The organism is Streptomyces sp. CC0208, from assembly GCF_003443735.1.
Classification (GTDB): domain Bacteria; phylum Actinomycetota; class Actinomycetes; order Streptomycetales; family Streptomycetaceae; genus Streptomyces; species Streptomyces sviceus.
Genome location: NZ_CP031969.1, coordinates 5,613,295 through 5,630,555 on the forward strand (window position 1 = coordinate 5,613,295; position 17,261 = coordinate 5,630,555).

Below are 17,261 nucleotides of genomic sequence, written 5' to 3' on the forward strand. Positions count from 1 at the left end.
TTCGGTCAAGTTGGTTTCTGGTCGATTACGACTGGTCTCCGAATCCCTCCATGACCGAACCCCTGCCTTCAGGAGCCGTACATGCGTGATCTCTCGTCTTCCCTCCCTTCGCCCAGCCGTCGTGGTGTGCTCAAGGGGGTGGGTGGTGCCGCCCTCCTCGGCGCGGGTATCCCGTTGCTGTCCGCCTGTGGCAGCAGCGGCAGCTCCAGCGACCCGAAGACCGTGAGCCTGGGGTCGAACGCGTCGGACGCGGTGCCGAAGAAGGCGTTCGCCGAGATCTACGCGGCCTTCAAGAAGCAGTCCGGGATCACGGTCGACGTGAACACCAAGGACCACAACACGTTCCAGGAGCAGATCAACTCCTACCTCCAGGGCACGCCGGACGACGTGTTCAACTGGTTCGCCGGGTACCGGATGCAGTTCTTCGCCGCGAAGAACCTCGCCTCCCCGATCGACGACGTGTGGGACAAGATAGGCGGCAACTTCCCGGACGCCATGAAGAAGCTGTCCAAGGGCGCGGACGGCAAGTACTACTTCGTGCCGCTGTACACGTACCCGTGGGCGATCTTCTACCGCAAGAGCGTCTTCCAGCAGCACGGCTACGAGGTCCCGACCACGTGGGACCAGCTGGTCGCCCTGTCCAAGCAGATGAAGAAGGACGGCCTGGTCCCGATCGCGTTCGGCGACAAGGACGCCTGGCCGGCGATGGGCACCTTCGACCAGATCAACTTCCGCCTCAACGGCTACGACTTCCACGTGGAGCTGATGGCGGGCAAGGCCGCGTGGACCGACGCCAAGGTCAAGGCCGCCTTCGACCACTGGGCCGAGCTGCTGCCCTACCACCAGGACGGTTTCATGGGCCGCACCTGGCAGGACGCCGCCCAGACGCTGGTGTCCAAGAAGGCCGGCATGTACCTGCTGGGCTCCTTCGTGGCCCAGCAGTTCACCAACAAGGCGGACCTGGACGACCTGGACTTCTTCGCCTTCCCGGAGATCAACCCCGCCTACGGCCAGGACACCGTGGAGGCGCCCACCGACGGCTTCATGGTCTCCAAGGCGCCGAAGAACAAGGCCGGTGTCACCAAGCTGCTCGAGTACCTGGGCACCCCGGCGGCGGAGCAGATCTACCTCAAGGCCGACTCCAGCGTGGTGGCCGCCTCCAGCAAGGCCGACACCTCCTCCTACACGCCGCTGCAGAAGAAGGCGTACGAGATGATCTCCGGCGCCAAGAGCCTGACCCAGTTCATGGACCGCGACTCGCGCCCCGACTTCACCTCGACGGTGATGCAGCCCGCGCTGCAGAAGTTCCTCCAGAACCCCAAGGGCGTCGACAGTCTGCTGGCCTCGATCGAACGCCAGAAGAAGACGATCTTCGCGTCCTCCTGAGCTGAGCGGCTGAATGACTACCGACATCAACACGAAGAGCCCGGAGGCGGCCGCTGTGCCGCCTTCGGGCCCTGCCCCTGTCAAGCGGGTCCCGCAGGGCCACAAGCGTCTGCTGACCCGCCGTGACCGCATCACACTCGCCTTCATGGCGGGCGTGCCCACGGTCCTGCACGTGGCCCTGGTCTGGGTCACCGCGCTGGCCTCGATCGCCCTGGCCTTCACCAGCTGGGACGGCATCGGCTTCGACTCCATCAAGTGGGTGGGGCTGGACAACTTCAAGCAGTTGTTCACCGACAACCCGCAGTTCTGGCCCGCGGTCGAGCACAACATCATCTGGTTCGTCGTGCTCATCCTGATCCCGACGCCGTTCGGCCTGTTCCTGGCCGTCCAGCTGGACAAGAACATCCGCTTCTCCCGCCTCTACCAGACCGCGTTCTTCCTGCCGGTCGTGGTCTCGCTGGCGGTGACCGGGTTCGTCTGGCAGCTGGTCTACAACCCCGACACCGGTCTGATCAACAGCCTCATCGGGGCCAACAAGCCCGGCCACTACATCGACTGGATCGGCGACCCGCACCTGAACCTGTGGGCCGTGCTGATCGCCGCGTCCTGGCGGCACACCGGCTACATGATGATCCTCTATCTGGCCGGTCTGAAGGGCGTGGACCCCTCCTTGCGGGAGGCCTCCTCGCTGGACGGCGCGAACGAGTGGCAGACGTTCAAGAACGTCATCTTCCCCACCCTGCGCCCCACCAACACCGTCGTCCTGGTCGTCACGATCATCGAGGCGCTGCGCGCCTTCGACCTGGTGTTCGTCTTCAACAAGGGCGCCCAGGGCACCGAGCTGCTGTCGATCCTGATCACCAACAACATCATCGGTGAGTCCAGCCGGATCGGTTACGGCTCGGCGATCGCCGTGGTCCTGCTGGTCATCTCCCTCGCGGTCATCATCCCGTACCTGATCGCGACCTTCCGGAAGGAGCGGCGCGCATGAGCACCACCGTCGCCACCGGCGCGCCGGCCAAACAGCGCACGCCTGTCCGCCCCGCCCGGGTCCTGCTGCACGTCTTCCTCGCCGGCACCGCGCTGGCCTGGCTGGCACCGCTGCTGTGGGCGGTCCTCGCGGCCCTGCGGCCGTACTCGGAGACCAGCAACAAGGGCTACGTGTCCTGGCCGGACACGCTGAACCTCGACAACTTCAAGAACGCGTTCCAGCAGTCCGACATGCTGCACTACTTCGGCAACACCCTGCTCATCGCGGTCCCGGCCGTGCTGATCACCCTGGTGCTGTCGTCGATGGTCGCCTTCTACGTCAGCCGCTTCGACTTCCGCCTCAACATCGCGCTGCTGCTCGTCTTCACCGCCGGCAACCTGCTGCCGCAGCAGGTCATCATCACCCCGCTGTACCGGATGTACCTGCTGATCGACCTGCCCGGCATCACCATGAGCGGCAAGCTCTACGACTCCGCGCTCGGCCTGGTCCTGATCCACGTGGCGTTCCAGTCCGGCTTCTGCGCCTTCGTGCTCAGCAACTACATGCGGATGCTGCCCCACGAGCTGACCGAGGCCGCCCTGGTCGACGGCGCCTCCGTGTGGCGTATGTACTGGCAGATCGTGCTGCCCCTGTGCAAGCCCGCGATGGCCGCGCTGGGCACCCTGCTGTCCATCTGGATCTACAACGATTTCTTCTGGGCGATCGTGTTGATCTCGACCGGCGAGAACATGCCGATCACCTCGGCCCTGAACAACCTCTCCGGCCAGTACTTCACCGACCCCAACCTGGTCGCCGCCGGCGCCCTGCTCACCGCGATCCCCACCCTGATCGTCTACTTCGTGCTCCAACGCCAGTTCGTCAGCGGACTGACCCTCGGCGCCAACAAGGGCTGACCGCCCGCACCTGAGAGAGAACCACCGTGCCCCACCCCTTCACCCCGCTCGCCTCCGTGCCCGTGGACCCGCGCAGGGCCCGCGTGCACGAGGAGGGCTGGCAGTCCTGGAGCCCCAGCGGCACGTACGCCCTCGGCGACAAGCCGTACCGCCCGACGAACGACAACTGGGCGACGGTCTGCTACCGCCCGGGCGTCACCGTCCCCGAAGGCACCTTCCAGGGCGAGGGCCTGCTGGCGCTCGACCCCGGGGACGGATCGCCGGTACGGCTGTGGGCGGCGCCGGACCCCACGCATGAGGTCCCGTCGATCCGTCTGGTCGCCGCGGACTCCGTGGCGGAGGTCCTGGCCGACGGCCCGGTGAAGGAGTTCACGGGCACGGACATCCAGTCGGTGCTGGCCGAGTGGGCCGCCGGACTCGGGGTCGAGACCCCCCGGACGGCGCCCACCGTCTGGTGCTCCTGGTACGAGTACTTCACGGGCGTCACCGAGGACGACATCCACGAGAACCTCCGGGCGATGGACACCCTCGACCTGCCCGTCGACGTCGTCCAGATCGACGACGGCTACCAGAAGGCCCTCGGCGACTGGCTCACCCTCTCCGGCCGCTTCCGCTCCCGCGCGGGCATCGCCGACGCGATCCGGGCGCGGGGCCGTCGGGCCGGCATCTGGACGGCCCCCTTCCTGGTCGACCCGGCCAGTGACCTGGCCGCCGAGCACCCCGACTGGCTGGTCGAGGACCTCGACGGAGGCTTCCTGCACGCCGGCCGCAACTGGGGCCACGACCTGTGCGTCCTGGACACCACCCACCCCGAGGCGGCGCAGTACCTGACGTCGGTCTTCAGCACCCTGGTGTCCGAGGGCTACGACTACTTCAAGGTCGACTTCCTGTACGCGGGAGCGCTGGAAGGCGTACGGCACTCCTCCGCGGACGCGCTCACGGCCTACCGGGACGGCATCCGGCTGATCCGCGAGGCGATCGGTTCCCAGGCGTACCTGCTCGGCTGCGGCGCGCCGATCCTGCCCTCCGTCGGCCTCTTCGACGCCATGCGGGTCAGCCCCGACACGGCCCCGCACCGGCGTCCCGAGGCCGGCGACTACAGCCAGCCGGGCCAGGACCCGGCCGAGTTCACCGGCGCGGGCCGCCAGTGGCAGCACGGCCGGCTGTGGGTCAACGACCCCGACTGTCTGATGGCCCGCCCGGCTGTGGAGACCCGCGAGCGCTGGGCGGCCCACGTGGAGGCGACGGGCGGCCTGATGGCGTCGAGCGACCGCCTGCTGTCCCTGGACCTGTGGGGCGTGGAGACGACCCGCCGCCTGCTCGCCGGAGACGTCCGATGATCGCGGAGGGCATCGCCTACGGCGGCGACTACAACCCCGAGCAGTGGCCCGAGGAGGTCTGGGCCGAGGACGTACGCCTCATGCGTGAGGCGGGCGTGAACATGGTCAGCGTCAACATCTTCGCGTGGGCGCTCCTCGAACCCCGCGAGGGCGAGTACGACTTCTCGCGCCTCGACAGGATCCTCGCCCTGCTCCACGAGCACGGCATCGCCGCCGACCTGGCCACACCGACGGCGGCCCCACCGGCCTGGTTCTTCCGCAAGCACCCGGAGGCCCTGCCGGTCGACAAGGACGGCCGGAGACTGTCGTACGGCAGCCGCCAGACCTTCTGCCCCTCCAGCCCCGCCTACCGGGAGGCCGCCCTGCGGATCGCCCGGGCGCTCGGGGAGAGGTACGCAGACCACCCGGCGGTCGTGATGTGGCACGTCCACAACGAGTACGGCTGCCACAACGCGGAGTGCTACTGCGACGTGAGCGCGGAGGCGTTCCGGGTGTGGCTGCGGTCGCGCTACGGCGATCTGGAGACCCTGAACCACGCCTGGGGTACGACCTTCTGGAGCCAGTGGTACTACGACTGGGACGAGATCATCCCGCCCCGCGCCACCGGTGCCGTGCCCAACCCGACCCACCAGCTGGACTGGCGGCGCTTCTGCTCCGACGAGCTGCTGGCGCTGTACAGGGCGGAGCGGGAGGTGCTGCGGGAGGCCGCGCCTTCGGTGCCGGCCACCACCAACTTCATGGTGATGTTCGCCTTCGACGCGCTGGACTACTGGCGCTGGGCGCCGGAGCTGGACGTCGTCTCCAACGACCATTACCTGCGTTCCACCGACCCCGAGTCGCAGATCGACATCGCGCTCAGCGGCGACCTGGTCCGTTCGCTGGCTGGCGGGCCGTGGCTGCTGATGGAGCACTCCACGGGCGCGGTGAACTGGCAGCCCGTCAACAGGGCCAAGACGGCGGGGGAGTTGCGCCGCAACGCCCTGGCCCACGTCGCGCGCGGCGCCGACGGCATCGCCTACTTCCAGTGGCGGGCCGCCAAGGCGGGCGCCGAACAGTGGCACTCGGCGATGCTCCCGCACGCCGGCACGGACAGCCAGATCTGGCGTGACGTGGTCGCGTTGGGCGCGGACCTGAAGGCGCTGGCTCAGGTGCGGGGCAGCACCAGCCCCGCCTCGGTCGCCGTCGTCTGGGACTGGAACGCCCGCTGGGCCCTGGAACTCCCCTCCCAGCCCAGCGAGGCGGTCCGCTACCTGGACATGGTCCGGGCCTGGTACGAGCCGCTGTGGCGGTCGGGCGTGGCGGTGGACTTCGTTCATCCGACGGCGGACCTGTCGGCGTACCGCCTGGTGCTGGCCCCCGCCCTGTACCTGGTCGACGACCCGTCGGCGGCCAACCTCACCGGTTTCGCCTCGGCCGGCGGCACGCTGGTCGTCGGCTTCCACAGCGGGGCCGTCGACGCCAGCTGCCATGTCCGCCTGGGCGGTTACCCGGGCGCCTTCCGCGAGGCCCTCGGCGTCCGCACGGACGAACTGTTCCCGCTGCTGCCCGGTGAGTCCCTCGGCCTGAGCGACGGCGGCACGGCGTCCCTGTGGTCGGAGCGGGTGCACCTGGAAGGCGGGGAGGCCGTCACGTCGTACACCTCGGGCCCCCTGACCGGAGTCCCGGCGGTCACCCGGCACCCCTACGGCGAGGGCGTGGCCTGGTACCTGGCCACCCACCCGGACCCGGACACCCTCGCCGCCCTGCTGGACCGCATCCGCACCGAGGCGGGGGTGGAGCCGGTGCGTCGGACACCGGAGGGGGTGGAGGCGGTGCTGCGCCGGGGCGAGGACGCGGACTACCTCTTCCTGATCAACCACGGGGAGCGGGCCGCCGAGGTGCACGTGGCCTCCCGGGCAACCGAGTTGCTCAGCGGCAGGGGCATCGACGGCGGCCGGGTGACGGTGACGCCGGGCGACGTGGTGGTCGTACGGGAATCACGCTGAGAGGCGGTCGAGGCCCACACCGGCCGGTGTGGGGTCGGCGGCCGTCTGACCGGTCCCGGCGCTGCCGCGCTGACCACGGGCAGCCGGGACGACATCGCGAACCGCCCGACGTACACCGTCCTCGGAACGTGTCCGCCACTTCGCCGCCGTCGCCACGGCCGCGGCGTTCCTGGTGACCAGTGACCCTGGCCGCGGTGTTGGCAGTGGTGGTGCTGCGGTGACTTGTACCATCTGAGCACGCTGCACTAGGGGGACGCGTGATCGAACTGGCCGACATGATCCGGGAGTTGCGCGAACAGCTGACGACCGCTCTCACGGACGGCGACGGCAGGATGCTGCGCTTCGAGTTGGGGCCCGTGGAGATCGAGGCGTCCGTCGCCGTGACGCGGGAGGGCGGTGGGGACGCGAAGGTGCGACTGTGGGTGGTCGATGCCGGGGCGAACGGGAAGTACGGGCACGCGGAGACACAGCGGGTGACCCTCACGCTCACGCCGAAGGTGGTGCCGCCGGGCGGGGGAGCAGGGCGGACCGCGCTGATCACGGGTGACGAGGTTGACGGGGAGGTCTGAGCGGGGGCTCGGGCCGGGGCTGCGGGCGGAGCGGGTCGCCGAGGTCATCGTCCGCCGATCCGGCCGGGGCGGCCGCGGCTCGGGCTATCTCGTGGGGCCGGGAAGGGTGCTCACGGCCGCGCATGTCGTCGAGGGCGCCGAGCAGATCCGTGTCCGTTTCCAGGCCGACCGGCCGGGGGAACGAGCCGTCGAGGCGGTGGTGGCGTGGGCGCACGACGGGATCGACATCGCCGTATTGAAGCTGCCGTCGGACGCGTACGACGACGTCTCGCCCGCCACCTCCTTCGGTACCGTCGGCGACCAGGACGCCGTCCTCAGCTGTACGGCGATGGGCTTTCCCCGCTTCAAGCTCCGTACCAACGCCGAGGGCCGGCGCTTCCGGGACACCGAGCACATGGACGCGCGATGCCCGGTGCTGGCCAATCGGCGTGAAGGAACGCTGGACTTGAGAATCACCGCGCCGCCCGCCGAGGATCCGGATCCCGAACGGGACCCGTGGGAGGGCATGTCGGGAGCGGCCGTCTTCAGCGGTGGGCATCTGGTCGCAGTGGTGAGCAGGCATCACCGCAGCGAGGGCACCGGACGGATCGCGGCGGGACGGATCGACCGCTGGGCGGAGACACTGAAGGGCGACGAACTCGCCGAGCTGAGCGATCTGTTGTCGTACGACCTCGCGGCACTGTCCGCCACCTGCCCGCCGGACCTCCCCGACCTCGTCCAGGAGATCTACCGTGCCCAACTCGCGGACATCGCACCCGAGTTGCTCGACGAGCGGGATTCCGAGCTGGCGGACATCGTCTCCTTCTGCGGCGGAATGGAACCGTACCGCTGGCTCCAGGGGCGGCCGTGGGCGGGAAAGACAGCGCTGGCGGCGTGGTTCGCGCTGCATCCACCGCGCGGGGTCGTGCCGGTGTGGTTCTTCATCACCGCGCGATACGCGGGGCAGTCCGACTCGGACGCGTACGCGGCGGCGGTTGTCGACCAACTCGCCGTCATCGCCGGCCGTGAACCGGCCATGACCGGTTCCCCCGCCGCCCGCGACGGCGAACGACGACTGCTGCTGAAACAGGCGGCGGAACGGGTCGCGCGGGACGGCGGCACGCTGCTCCTCGTCGTCGACGGCCTGGACGAGGACCAGTCCCTGCTCCCCGGCGGCAGCGGCACCAGCATCGCGTCCCTGCTGCCGGAACGCCTCCCGCCCAACGTCCGTGTCCTGGTGACGAGCCGGCCGAGCCCCGGCATCCCGCCGGATGTCGGCGGCGGGCACCCCCTGCGGCGCTGCCCGGTCGTGGAACTCGCCACCTCGGGGGCGGCACGGCACACCGAGCACGAGGCCAAGTTCGACCTCCGACGGGCCCTGGACGGTGACCGGTTGGAGCGGGACGTGGTCGGTCTGCTCACCGCGGCGCGGGGCACCCTCAGGGTCGACGACCTGCGGGAACTGACGGGCAGACGACACAGTGAGCTGAGTCGCAAACTCGACAGCGTCTTCGGCCGGATCCTGCGGCTGCGCGGTGGCGGCTTCGATAGCTCCGCCGACATGGACGTGACGATGTACACGACCAGCCGAGGCTATCTGTTCGCCCACGAGACCCTGCTCGCCGCGGCCCAGGACGAATTCGGCCCGGACATCGAGGAGTACCGCTCGCGCCTGCGCGCCTGGGCGGAGACCTACGAACGCCGTGGCTGGCCGGACGAGACCCCGCCGTATCTGCTCCAGCCCTACGGCCGACTGGTCGCGCTGGACCAGGACGCGCCCCGGGCCGTCGCTCTCGCTGTGGACCCCCGCCGAGGCGACCGGCTGCGGGAGGCCACGGGCAGCGACGCGGCGTGCCTCGCGGAGATCGCCGCGGCGCGGGAGACGGTGCGGCGGACCGCGCCCGACGACCTGGGCGCGCTGGCGGCGCTCGCGGCCGTGGAGGATCTCGTGGCCCGGCGCAACGAGTACCTTCACCCGGACATCCCGGCCGTTCATGCCCGTCTCGGCAGGGTCCGGCAGGCCATCGGCCTGGCCCGCAGCGTCTTCGACCCCCGCAGTCGCGCCCGGGCACTCCTCGCCGTGGCACGTGTCCTCGCGGAGGCGGGAGACCGGCGGGCGGTGGGGCTGGCGGAGGAGGGAATGCGGCTGGCCGAGGAGGCGGGGGCCCGCAGACCGTCCGTCGTCTGGGAGGCGCGGGGCCTGCGGGCCGTGGTCCTGGCCCTGGCGGGCCGAGGGGAGGAAGCGCTGCGGGTACTGCCTGCGTCGGACCGCCGTCCGCCACCTGTGAAGGAGTTCGTGGAGGCACTGGTCATGACCGCCACGGCACTGGGGAGTACGCCGGGAGCGGCCGAACTGCTCCGGCTGGCGGAGGAGTCCGCCGAGAGGATCGAGTTCCTTCCGCACCGCGTCCGCGTGATGGTGGGCATCGCCGAGGCATGGTCGGCGTGCGGCTGCACGGAGGACGCGGCACGGCTCCTCCACGCGGTCACCGGGCTCGCCCGGGACGACACGGACAATTTCGGCAGCCTTGCCGCGGTCGTTGCGGAGGCACTGCGCGAGACACATCCTCGCGAGGCCGCGCAACTGCTCTCCCTGGCCGTCGCGAAGCTGGACAAGGGAGCGCTCGCGCCGTGGAAGGGGGCACGGTTCGGCGTCGTGTGGGGGCTGGTGCCGTTCGGTGTCGGCTGGGGGCGGAAGGTGACGTACGGCGATGTCTGCGCCCTCGTGGCGATGGGCCGTACGGCGGAGGTCCAGCGGTTGATGGAGAGCGAGGATCCCTCCGGCGACCTGGAAGCCCAGATGTTCGCGTGGTCGTTCGTCGCCGAGGGGTGGGCCCGCAGGGGAGCAGCGACCGAGGCGTGGTCGGCTCTCGAATTCCTTACGGCGGCTCGCCACCTCTACGGCGACGACGGCTCCTTCCGCCGAGTTGCCCAACGTCTCGCGGAGGCCGGCGCCGCCGAACGACTGGAAGCCGCTCTGACCACCCTCGCGTACCCCTCGTCTCGCGGCATGTCGTGGTGGGACGCTGCCGAAGGGCTTGCTGTTCTCGCCGACCACTTCGCTGTCGACGACCCCCAGCGGTCGCTCGGACTTGTTCACCGGGCCGAGCACGGGCACGGGCTGGGGACCGGGCCGGTCCTTCGCATCGTTCAGGAACATCTCGCCGCACTGGCGGGCGCGTTGGCCACCGTGGGCCGACCCGACGAGGCCGATCGGCTCCTGGCGACGATCAGTGCGCCCGGTGCCGACGCCTGGGGCCACGCCGTCGTGTCCATGGCCGTCTCGCGCAGTGATCCGGACCGGGCCAGGCGGCTGGCCCGGCGGGCGGTCGAACTGTCCTTCACCGGCGGGGAGTACGTGTCCCCATGGGCCAGGACGGCCGCTGTCCAGGCGCTCGGGTGGGCCGGCGCGGCGGATGCCGTCGAGCAGGTTCTCAGCAAGGAGGAGGCGCGGGTGAGGCCGTACGATCACGTCCTCGCCCGTGTGGAGGCAGCCGCCGGCCTGTGGGTGTGGGACCGAAACATGGCAGGTCACCTGCTCGACGAGGTGCTCCTGCACGTCCGCGGGGACGACGCACGACTGTACGCACACCTGCTCGTCGCCATCGGCCCCCACGACGGCGAGTGCAGCGCTCGCGTCAGGCAGCTCTTGGAAACCCGTGAATTCCGTGATGTGCGTTTCCAGCGCTCGACAGACGTGCTCCTCAGCCTCATGACCGCCGTGACCGACCCTGCGGCTGCCCGGTGCCGCCTCGACGCGATGGCTTCGCAGGCTGATGGGCGTCCCTGGCCCGACACCAGTTCCCAGGGCGGAGCGGCTCTCGCCTACGCGGCTCTCGGGGACGACGACACGGCCCGCACGCTGGCCCGAGGCGGAGCCTGGCCCGAGCAGCGGGCGGAGGTCTTCGCGCACTTGGCCGCATATGCCGCTCTGCTGCCCTGCGACCGAGTGCCGGTTCCGATCAACGCGGAGAGCCCCAATGGCGCGCCTCTCGCCCGCCGCATGGCCACGCTCCTCCTCCCGCCCCCGTCCGGCCCCGACCTCCGCCGAGCCAGAGCCTTCCTCGCCGAGGCACTCACCCAGGACGGCTGGCATCATGCCGCTCCGGTTCTCGCCGCGATCGATTCCGGGGCCGTTCTGCGCCTCGGGAACGCGGTCTTCGCGAACTTGAGGCCCGGCGACTGAGGCTGCCGTGGGCAGGACGTGCTGGATATACTCGGTGAAGCACTGGATATCCAGGAGGGCGTCGCATGACCAAGACCCTGATCGACATCGACGAGCAACTCCTGGCCGAGGCGGCCATAGCGTTCGGTACCAGGACCAAGAAGGACACGGTCAATGCCGCGCTGAGGGAGGGCGTCGAGCGCAAGAAGCGGGCGCTCGCCCTCGCCAGGCTCGCGGCGCGGGCCGACGCGGGGGACTTCGACGAGTTGCTCGACAAGGAGAACTACCGTCGATGAGCGCGACCGCCTACCTCATCGACACCAGCGCGCTGGTCCGCATCCTGAAACACCCCGCCCGTCCCCGATGGGAAAAACCCCTGGAAGAGGGGCTCATCTCGCGCTGCCCCATGACGGAGGTCGAGTTCCTCTACAGCGCCCGGAACGCCGAGGACCGGTCCGAGCTGGTCCAGGACCTGGACGCGTTGTTCGGCTGGACGCCACTGGACGACCGGGCCGTGTCCCGGGCCTGGGACGTGCAGCGTGAGCTCACCGAGAAGGGGCAGCACCGCTCCGCCGGAGCCGTGGACCTCCTCGTCGCCGCGACGGCCGAACTGCAAGGGCTGACCATGCTCCACTACGACAACGACTTCGAGACCATCGCCTCGGTCACAGGACAGCCGACCCAGTGGCTCGCGGCGCCGGGCAGTCTCTGAACCAGGGGTGACGGCGGGGCGCGGCACCCCCCTCGGCCGCCGCGCCCCTTCCCCGTCCCCCGTCTCCACGGTGGCTACTGGATGCTGTGGACGTCCGGGAGGGTGCCCGTGCGGGCCGCCCGGCCGTACCAGAGGGCACTGGACTTGGGTGTCCGTTCCAGCGTGGTGTAGTCGACGTAGACCGCGCCGAACCGCTTCTCGTAGCCGTACGCCCACTCGAAGTTGTCCAGCAGGGACCACAGGTAGTAGCCGCGGACGTCCGCGCCGTCGGCGATCGCGCGGCGGACCGCGGCGAGGTGGCCGTGCAGGTAGGCGATCCGCTCGGGGTCGTGGACCCGGCCGTCGGGGTCGGGCTTGTCGTCGTAGGCCGCGCCGTTCTCCGTGATGTAGAGGGGCAGACCGGGGGCCTCACGGGTGTAGCGCATGATCAGGTCGTGCAGGCCCGTCGGGTCGATCGTCCAGCCCATCTCCGTGCGCTCGCCCGGCGTCTGGTGGAACGTGACGTCGTCCGCGCCGGGCCAGGGGGAGTGGTCGCTGCTGCCGTGGCCGTCGGCGCGGGGGCCGGCGGCGTCCGGGTCCGCGGCCGAGACCAGCGCGGGCGTGTAGTAGTTGAGGCCCAGCGCGTCGAGGGGCTGGTTGATCAGGGCCAGATCGCCGTCCTCGACGAACGACCAGTCCGTGATCAGCTCTGTCGCCGTGATCAGCGTCTGCGGATAGGCGCCGTGCAGGATCGGCCCGTGGAAGACGCCGTTGGCCAGGTCGTCGATCTTCTGCGCCGCCGCCAGGTCCGCCGGGTCCTGCGAGAAGGGCCTGACGACCGAGGAGTTGAGGCTGAGCGCCACCGAGTTGCGGGCCGGCATTGACGCGCGTAGGGCCGAAGTGCCCAGTCCGTGCGCGAGGTTGAGCGTGTGCGCCGCCCTCAGTGAGGCAGCCGGATCCGTGCGGCCCGGTGCGTGCACCCCGGAGGCGTAGCCCAGGAAGGCCGCGCACCAGGGCTCGTTGAGGGTGATCCACTGCTCCACCCGGTCGCCGAGCGCCTCCCCGACGATCTGCGCGTACTCGGCGAAGCGGTACGCCGTGTCGCGCTCCGGCCAGCCGCCCGCGTCCTCCAGCTCCTGGGGCAGGTCCCAGTGGTACAGCGTCACAGCCGGCTTGATGCCGTGCGCGAGGAGCTCGTCCACCAGCCGGCGGTAGAAGTCCAGACCCCGCTGGACCGCGGGCCCGCGGCCGGTCGGCTGCACCCGGGACCAGGAGATGGAGAAGCGGTACGCCGTCAGGCCCAGGTCGGCCATGAGCGCCACGTCGTCGCGGTAGCGGTGGTAGTGGTCGACAGCGATGTCACCGTGCTCGCCGCCCGCGGTCTTGCCGGGCGTATGGCTGAAGGTGTCCCAGATGGAGGGCGTACGGCCGTCCTCCCGCACCGCCCCCTCGATCTGGTAGGCGGAGGTCGCGGCTCCCCACAGGAAGGCGGGGGGAAACGTCACCGGGGTCGTCGACGGCGTTACGGACTCAAGCATGGAAGCGCTCCCATCAGGGGTCGTGAGACCTACTGGTAGAGGGGGAGGGGAGGGGGATGGGAAGGGCCGAGGCGACGGTGCCCCGGCCCCCTGAAGCGAGATCCCCGACGTACGAGGTCAGCCCTTCACGGCACCCTGCATGATGCCGCCCACGATCTGCTTGCCGAAGATCGCGAAGACCAGCAGCAGCGGCAGCGTGCCGAGCAGCGCGCCCGCCATGATCAGGGACTGGTCGGGCGTGTAGCCGCGTCCCAGGCCCGCGACAGCGACCTGGACGGTCGGGTTACCGGTCTGGGTCAGGACCAGGAAGGGCCACAGGAAGTCGTTCCAGGTCTGCACGAACACCAGCATGCCGAGCACGGCCATCGCGGGGCGCGCGGCCGGGAACACCACGTGCCACACCACGCGCCAGCTGCTCGCGCCGTCCACCCGGGCCGCCTCGATGATCTCGTCCGGCAGCGCCTGGAGCAGGTACTGCCGCATGAAGAACACCCCGAACGCGCTCACCAGCGACGGGAAGATCACCGCCTGGAGCTGGTCGGTCCAGTCGAGCTTGGCGACCATCATGTACAGGGGGATCACGCTCAGCTGCGGCGGCACCATCATCGTGCCGATGACGAGCAGCATCAGGGCGCCCCGCCCGCGGAACCGCAGTTTGGCGAAGGCGAACCCGGCGATCGTCGACAGGAAGACGACGGTGACCGCCGAAACCCCGGCCACGAACGTGGTGTTGAAGAACGCCTCACCCAGGTTGGCGTCGTTCCAGGCGATGTCGAGGTTCTTGAAGAGGTTCGCGCCGAACCAGAACGGCGGCGGAGACTCGGCCAGCCGGTTGTTGTCGCGCGAGGCGGCGATCGCCGTCCACGCCAGCGGGAACAGCGAGACGATGCTGAACACGGCCAGGATGAGATAGGCGACGGGGCCGGCGTGCAGCTGCCCACCCGCGCGCGCGGCCTTCATGCCACGTGCGCGATGGGGCGGCTCGGGCGCCGCGTCGGCCGAGGGTTTGGTCAAGGTCGTCGTCACGGCCGGTTCTCCTAACTGCTGGCGCGCAACCGGCGCGAGATGACGTAGTTGACGATGCCGATCACGATGAGGATCAGGAACATCGTCCAGGCGATCGCCGAGGCGCGGCCCAGGTGCTGGTTCACCCAGCCCTGCTCGTACAGGTACAGGCCGAGCGTCTGGAACTGGTGTTCCGCGCCTCCGGAGGAGCCCTTGTTGACGTCGAACAGCAGCGGCTCGCCGAACACCTGGCTCGCCCCGATGGTCGACACCACGGCCGTGAACAGGATCGTCGGACGCAGCGACGGCAGCGTCACATGGAGGAACTGCCGCCAGCGGCTCGCCCCGTCGAGGGCCGCGGACTCGTACAGGTCGAGCGGAATCGCCTGCATCGCCGCCAGGTAGATCAGCGCGTTGTAGCCGGTCCAGCGCCAGACGATGATCGTGGAGACGGCGATCTGCGAGGGCCACTTGTCGCCCTGCCAGTCGATCGCGTCGACGCCGACGAAGTGCAGCGCCCAGTTGATCATGCCGTAGTCGCGGCCGAAGAGCAGCACGAACACCAGGGAGGCGGCGGCGATCGAGGTCGCGTACGGCGCGAGCATCACGACCCGGAAGAAGGTCGAGGCGCGCAGTTTGTAGTTGAGGATGTGGGCGATGCCCATCGCCATCATCAGCTGCGGAACGGTCGAGATGATGCCGATGGTGAGGGTGTTCTTCGCCGCGTTCCAGAAGAACTCGTCGTCGAAGATCCGGGTGTAGTTGCGCAGCCCCACCCAGCTCATGTCGGTCGGCGCCGTCAGTTCCACCTGGTGCAGCGAGGCCCAGCCCGTGTAGATCAGCGGGAACAGGCCGAACGCGAGGAACAGCACGAAGAACGGCGAGACGAACGCGTACGGGCTCCAGCGCATGTCGCGCTGCCAGCGGCGGGAGAGCCGGGCGCGCTTTTTGGCCGCCTCGGGCGATACCACGTCGGCCGGCGGGCGGCCCGGGGCCGCGCCCCCCTCCTTGGCGGGGGGCGCGGCGATGTCGTTGCGGGTGGCCATACGGGTCACTGGTCCAGGTTGTTGTCGATGGTCTTGACCGCCGTGTTCCAGGCCTCCACCGGCGACTTGCCCTTCGTCACCAGGATGACGCCGTTGTCCGACAGACCCTGCATGATGATCTGGTCCTTCGGGCCGATCACCTGCACCGGGGCCGACTTGGCCGCCTCGGCGAAGACCGGGCCGATCTTGTCCGTACCGGTCATCTCGTTGGTGGCGCCGGTGACTTCGGGCATGGTGTAGGCGGCCGGGGCGCTCGGGAAGCTCGCCTGCACCTTGAACAGCGTCGCCTGCTGCTTCGGTGCGGTCAGCCAGGTGATGAACTCCTGGGCCTCCTTCACGTGCTTGCCGCTCTTCGGCACGGTGAGGAAGGTGCCGCCCCAGTTACCGCTCTTGGGCGAGGTGGCCACGGCCCACTTGCCCTTCGAGTCCGGCTGCGCGTTGCCCTTGATCGTTCCGAGCATCCACGGCGGGCAGGCGATCGCGGCGAACTTGCTCTTGGCGATCGTGGTGTTCCAGGACGCCTGGAACTGCGTCTGAGGCTGGACCAGACCCTCCTGGGCGGCCTTGGCGGTCAGGTTGAACCCGGCGCGGATGGCGGGGTTGGTCTTGTAGATGACCTTGCCGGAGGAGTCGTAGAACTTCTCCTTCTCGCTGCTCAGGATCGCGTTGAGCAGACCACCGGGGGAGTCCATGAAGTAGGTGCCCTTGGGCGCCTTCGCCTTGTACTGCTCGCCGACGTCGACGAGCTTGGACCAGTCGCCCGCCCACAGCGCGGCGACCTTGTCGGGCTCCGTGGGCAGACCGGCCTGCTGGAAGAGGTCCTTGCGGTAGCAGATCGCCATCGGACCGACGTCCGTGCCCAGGCCGATCGTCTGGCCGTCCTTCGTCGTGGCCTGCTGCCACTTCCAGTCCAGCCAGTTGCTCTTGTCCACGCCCGCGACCTTGGACATGTCCGTGAGCTTGTCCGCCTGCGTGGCGGTGACCTCGGCGATGTTGGCGACCTCGACGGCCTGGACGTCCATCAGGCCGCTGTTGGTGGTGAGGTGGTTGACGAGCGGCGGGTAGTAGTTCTCGTTCCGCTCGATGACGTTCTGGCTGATCTTGATGTTCGGGTGGAGCTTCTCGTACTCGGCGTAGAGGCCGGCTTCCTTGAAGCCCATGGTGCCGAACAGGCCCACGGTGATCGTGGTCTTGCCCTTGCCGCCGCCGTCCGACGAGCCGGAACCGTCTCCGTCGTTGCCGTCGTCGGCACAGCCGGCCAGCAGCCCGGCGCCCAGCGACGCGACGGCCGCGAGGACCACCACCCTGTTGCGGGCGGTTCGGGTACGTGCTCGCATTGCGTCCTCCTGTTGCCCTGACGTGCCGACCCCCCGGCCAACTGCGTTGTTGGGCCCGTTACTTGACTGCTGCGGCTCGGGCGGGGAACGTGCGGGATGTTTATGTGTCAGGTACCGTGGGAGCGCTCCCACTCGTGATGTGTTGAAGGTTCGCGGGTTGGAGCGAGGGTGTCAAGGGCGTCGACGCGGAGAGATGCGTTCAGTTATCAGCCCGTTAACTGGACCGCCTCGGCCCGTCCGGCCTGAGAGGACGAGGCCCCCTTCGGGGAGGAAGAGGGGGCCGGGGGCGGCAGCCCCCGTGACGTCCACCTCATCAGGCAGGACTGTTAGATTCCA

Annotated in this window: 13 protein-coding genes; 9 read left to right on the plus strand and 4 right to left on the minus strand. The window is 69.5% G+C overall.

Features of this window, described 5'->3' with window-relative positions; translation table 11 throughout:
• The first annotated feature begins 81 nt into the window (after positions 1-81).
• From D1369_RS25860 to D1369_RS25900, 9 genes are all read left to right on the plus strand, one after another.
• On the plus strand, positions 82-1,386 hold the full coding sequence (locus D1369_RS25860) for an extracellular solute-binding protein (protein WP_007382253.1): 1,305 nt from the start codon (positions 82-84) through the stop codon (positions 1,384-1,386).
• 13 nt (positions 1,387-1,399) lie between these two features.
• Positions 1,400-2,377 carry a sugar ABC transporter permease gene (locus D1369_RS25865; RefSeq protein WP_007382252.1) on the plus strand — a complete coding sequence of 326 codons (978 nt, stop codon included), beginning with the start codon at positions 1,400-1,402 and terminating at the stop codon, positions 2,375-2,377.
• The gene (locus D1369_RS25870; RefSeq protein ID WP_007382251.1) at positions 2,374-3,270 is read left to right on the plus strand and encodes a carbohydrate ABC transporter permease; all 897 of its coding nucleotides are present in this window, start codon (positions 2,374-2,376) and stop codon (positions 3,268-3,270) included. The genes D1369_RS25865 and D1369_RS25870 overlap by 4 nt, the downstream gene beginning before the upstream one ends.
• A 26-nt stretch (positions 3,271-3,296) precedes the next feature.
• Positions 3,297-4,610, plus strand: a complete 1,314-nt coding sequence (locus tag D1369_RS25875) for a glycoside hydrolase family 36 protein (protein WP_007382250.1) — start codon at positions 3,297-3,299, stop codon at positions 4,608-4,610.
• Positions 4,607-6,595 carry a beta-galactosidase gene (locus tag D1369_RS25880; RefSeq protein WP_037900132.1) on the plus strand — a complete coding sequence of 663 codons (1,989 nt, stop codon included), beginning with the start codon at positions 4,607-4,609 and terminating at the stop codon, positions 6,593-6,595. The genes D1369_RS25875 and D1369_RS25880 overlap by 4 nt, the downstream gene beginning before the upstream one ends.
• Before the next feature lie 257 nt (positions 6,596-6,852).
• Positions 6,853-7,164, plus strand: coding sequence for a trypco2 family protein (locus D1369_RS25885; RefSeq protein ID WP_007382248.1), 312 nt, complete (start codon positions 6,853-6,855; stop codon positions 7,162-7,164).
• Entirely contained in the window at positions 7,148-11,329 is a 4,182-nt protein-coding gene (locus D1369_RS25890) for a trypsin-like peptidase domain-containing protein (RefSeq protein ID WP_158680127.1), read from the plus strand. The genes D1369_RS25885 and D1369_RS25890 overlap by 17 nt, the downstream gene beginning before the upstream one ends.
• A gap of 65 nt (positions 11,330-11,394) precedes the next feature.
• The gene (locus D1369_RS25895) at positions 11,395-11,604 is read left to right on the plus strand and encodes a type II toxin-antitoxin system VapB family antitoxin (protein ID WP_007382246.1); all 210 of its coding nucleotides are present in this window, start codon (positions 11,395-11,397) and stop codon (positions 11,602-11,604) included.
• On the plus strand, positions 11,601-12,020 hold the full coding sequence (locus tag D1369_RS25900; protein WP_007382245.1) for a PIN domain nuclease: 420 nt from the start codon (positions 11,601-11,603) through the stop codon (positions 12,018-12,020). Before D1369_RS25895 ends, D1369_RS25900 begins: the two co-directional genes overlap by 4 nt.
• 74 nt (positions 12,021-12,094) lie before the next feature.
• On the opposite strand, the gene D1369_RS25905 is transcribed toward D1369_RS25900, so the two are convergent.
• The 4 genes from D1369_RS25905 to D1369_RS25920 all read right to left on the minus strand — a co-directional run bounded on the left by D1369_RS25905 (position 12,095) and on the right by D1369_RS25920 (position 16,925).
• Entirely contained in the window at positions 12,095-13,537 is a 1,443-nt protein-coding gene (locus tag D1369_RS25905) for a GH1 family beta-glucosidase (RefSeq protein WP_007382244.1), read from the minus strand.
• A gap of 117 nt (positions 13,538-13,654) precedes the next feature.
• Positions 13,655-14,563 carry a carbohydrate ABC transporter permease gene (locus D1369_RS25910; protein ID WP_007382243.1) on the minus strand — a complete coding sequence of 303 codons (909 nt, stop codon included), beginning with the start codon at positions 14,561-14,563 and terminating at the stop codon, positions 13,655-13,657.
• 11 nt (positions 14,564-14,574) lie between these two features.
• Entirely contained in the window at positions 14,575-15,588 is a 1,014-nt protein-coding gene (locus tag D1369_RS25915) for a sugar ABC transporter permease (protein ID WP_007382242.1), read from the minus strand.
• A 5-nt stretch (positions 15,589-15,593) separates the two neighbouring features.
• On the minus strand, positions 15,594-16,925 hold the full coding sequence (locus D1369_RS25920; protein ID WP_007382241.1) for an extracellular solute-binding protein: 1,332 nt from the start codon (positions 16,923-16,925) through the stop codon (positions 15,594-15,596).
• Positions 16,926-17,261 lie beyond the last annotated feature (336 nt).

What these genes read in the sequence shown, in the direction of transcription:
- D1369_RS25900 (WP_007382245.1), top strand. Translation starts at nt 11,601, where the DNA reads ATGAGCGCGACCGCCTACCTCATCGACACCAGCGCGCTGGTCCGCATC.
- D1369_RS25865 (WP_007382252.1), top strand. Translation starts at nt 1,400, where the DNA reads ATGACTACCGACATCAACACGAAGAGCCCGGAGGCGGCCGCTGTGCCG.
- D1369_RS25905 (WP_007382244.1), bottom strand. Translation starts at nt 13,537, where the DNA reads ATGCTTGAGTCCGTAACGCCGTCGACGACCCCGGTGACGTTTCCCCCC.
- D1369_RS25895 (WP_007382246.1), top strand. Translation starts at nt 11,395, where the DNA reads ATGACCAAGACCCTGATCGACATCGACGAGCAACTCCTGGCCGAGGCG.
- D1369_RS25920 (WP_007382241.1), bottom strand. Translation starts at nt 16,925, where the DNA reads ATGCGAGCACGTACCCGAACCGCCCGCAACAGGGTGGTGGTCCTCGCG.
- D1369_RS25860 (WP_007382253.1), top strand. Translation starts at nt 82, where the DNA reads ATGCGTGATCTCTCGTCTTCCCTCCCTTCGCCCAGCCGTCGTGGTGTG.
- D1369_RS25880 (WP_037900132.1), top strand. Translation starts at nt 4,607, where the DNA reads ATGATCGCGGAGGGCATCGCCTACGGCGGCGACTACAACCCCGAGCAG.
- D1369_RS25915 (WP_007382242.1), bottom strand. Translation starts at nt 15,588, where the DNA reads ATGGCCACCCGCAACGACATCGCCGCGCCCCCCGCCAAGGAGGGGGGC.
- D1369_RS25870 (WP_007382251.1), top strand. Translation starts at nt 2,374, where the DNA reads ATGAGCACCACCGTCGCCACCGGCGCGCCGGCCAAACAGCGCACGCCT.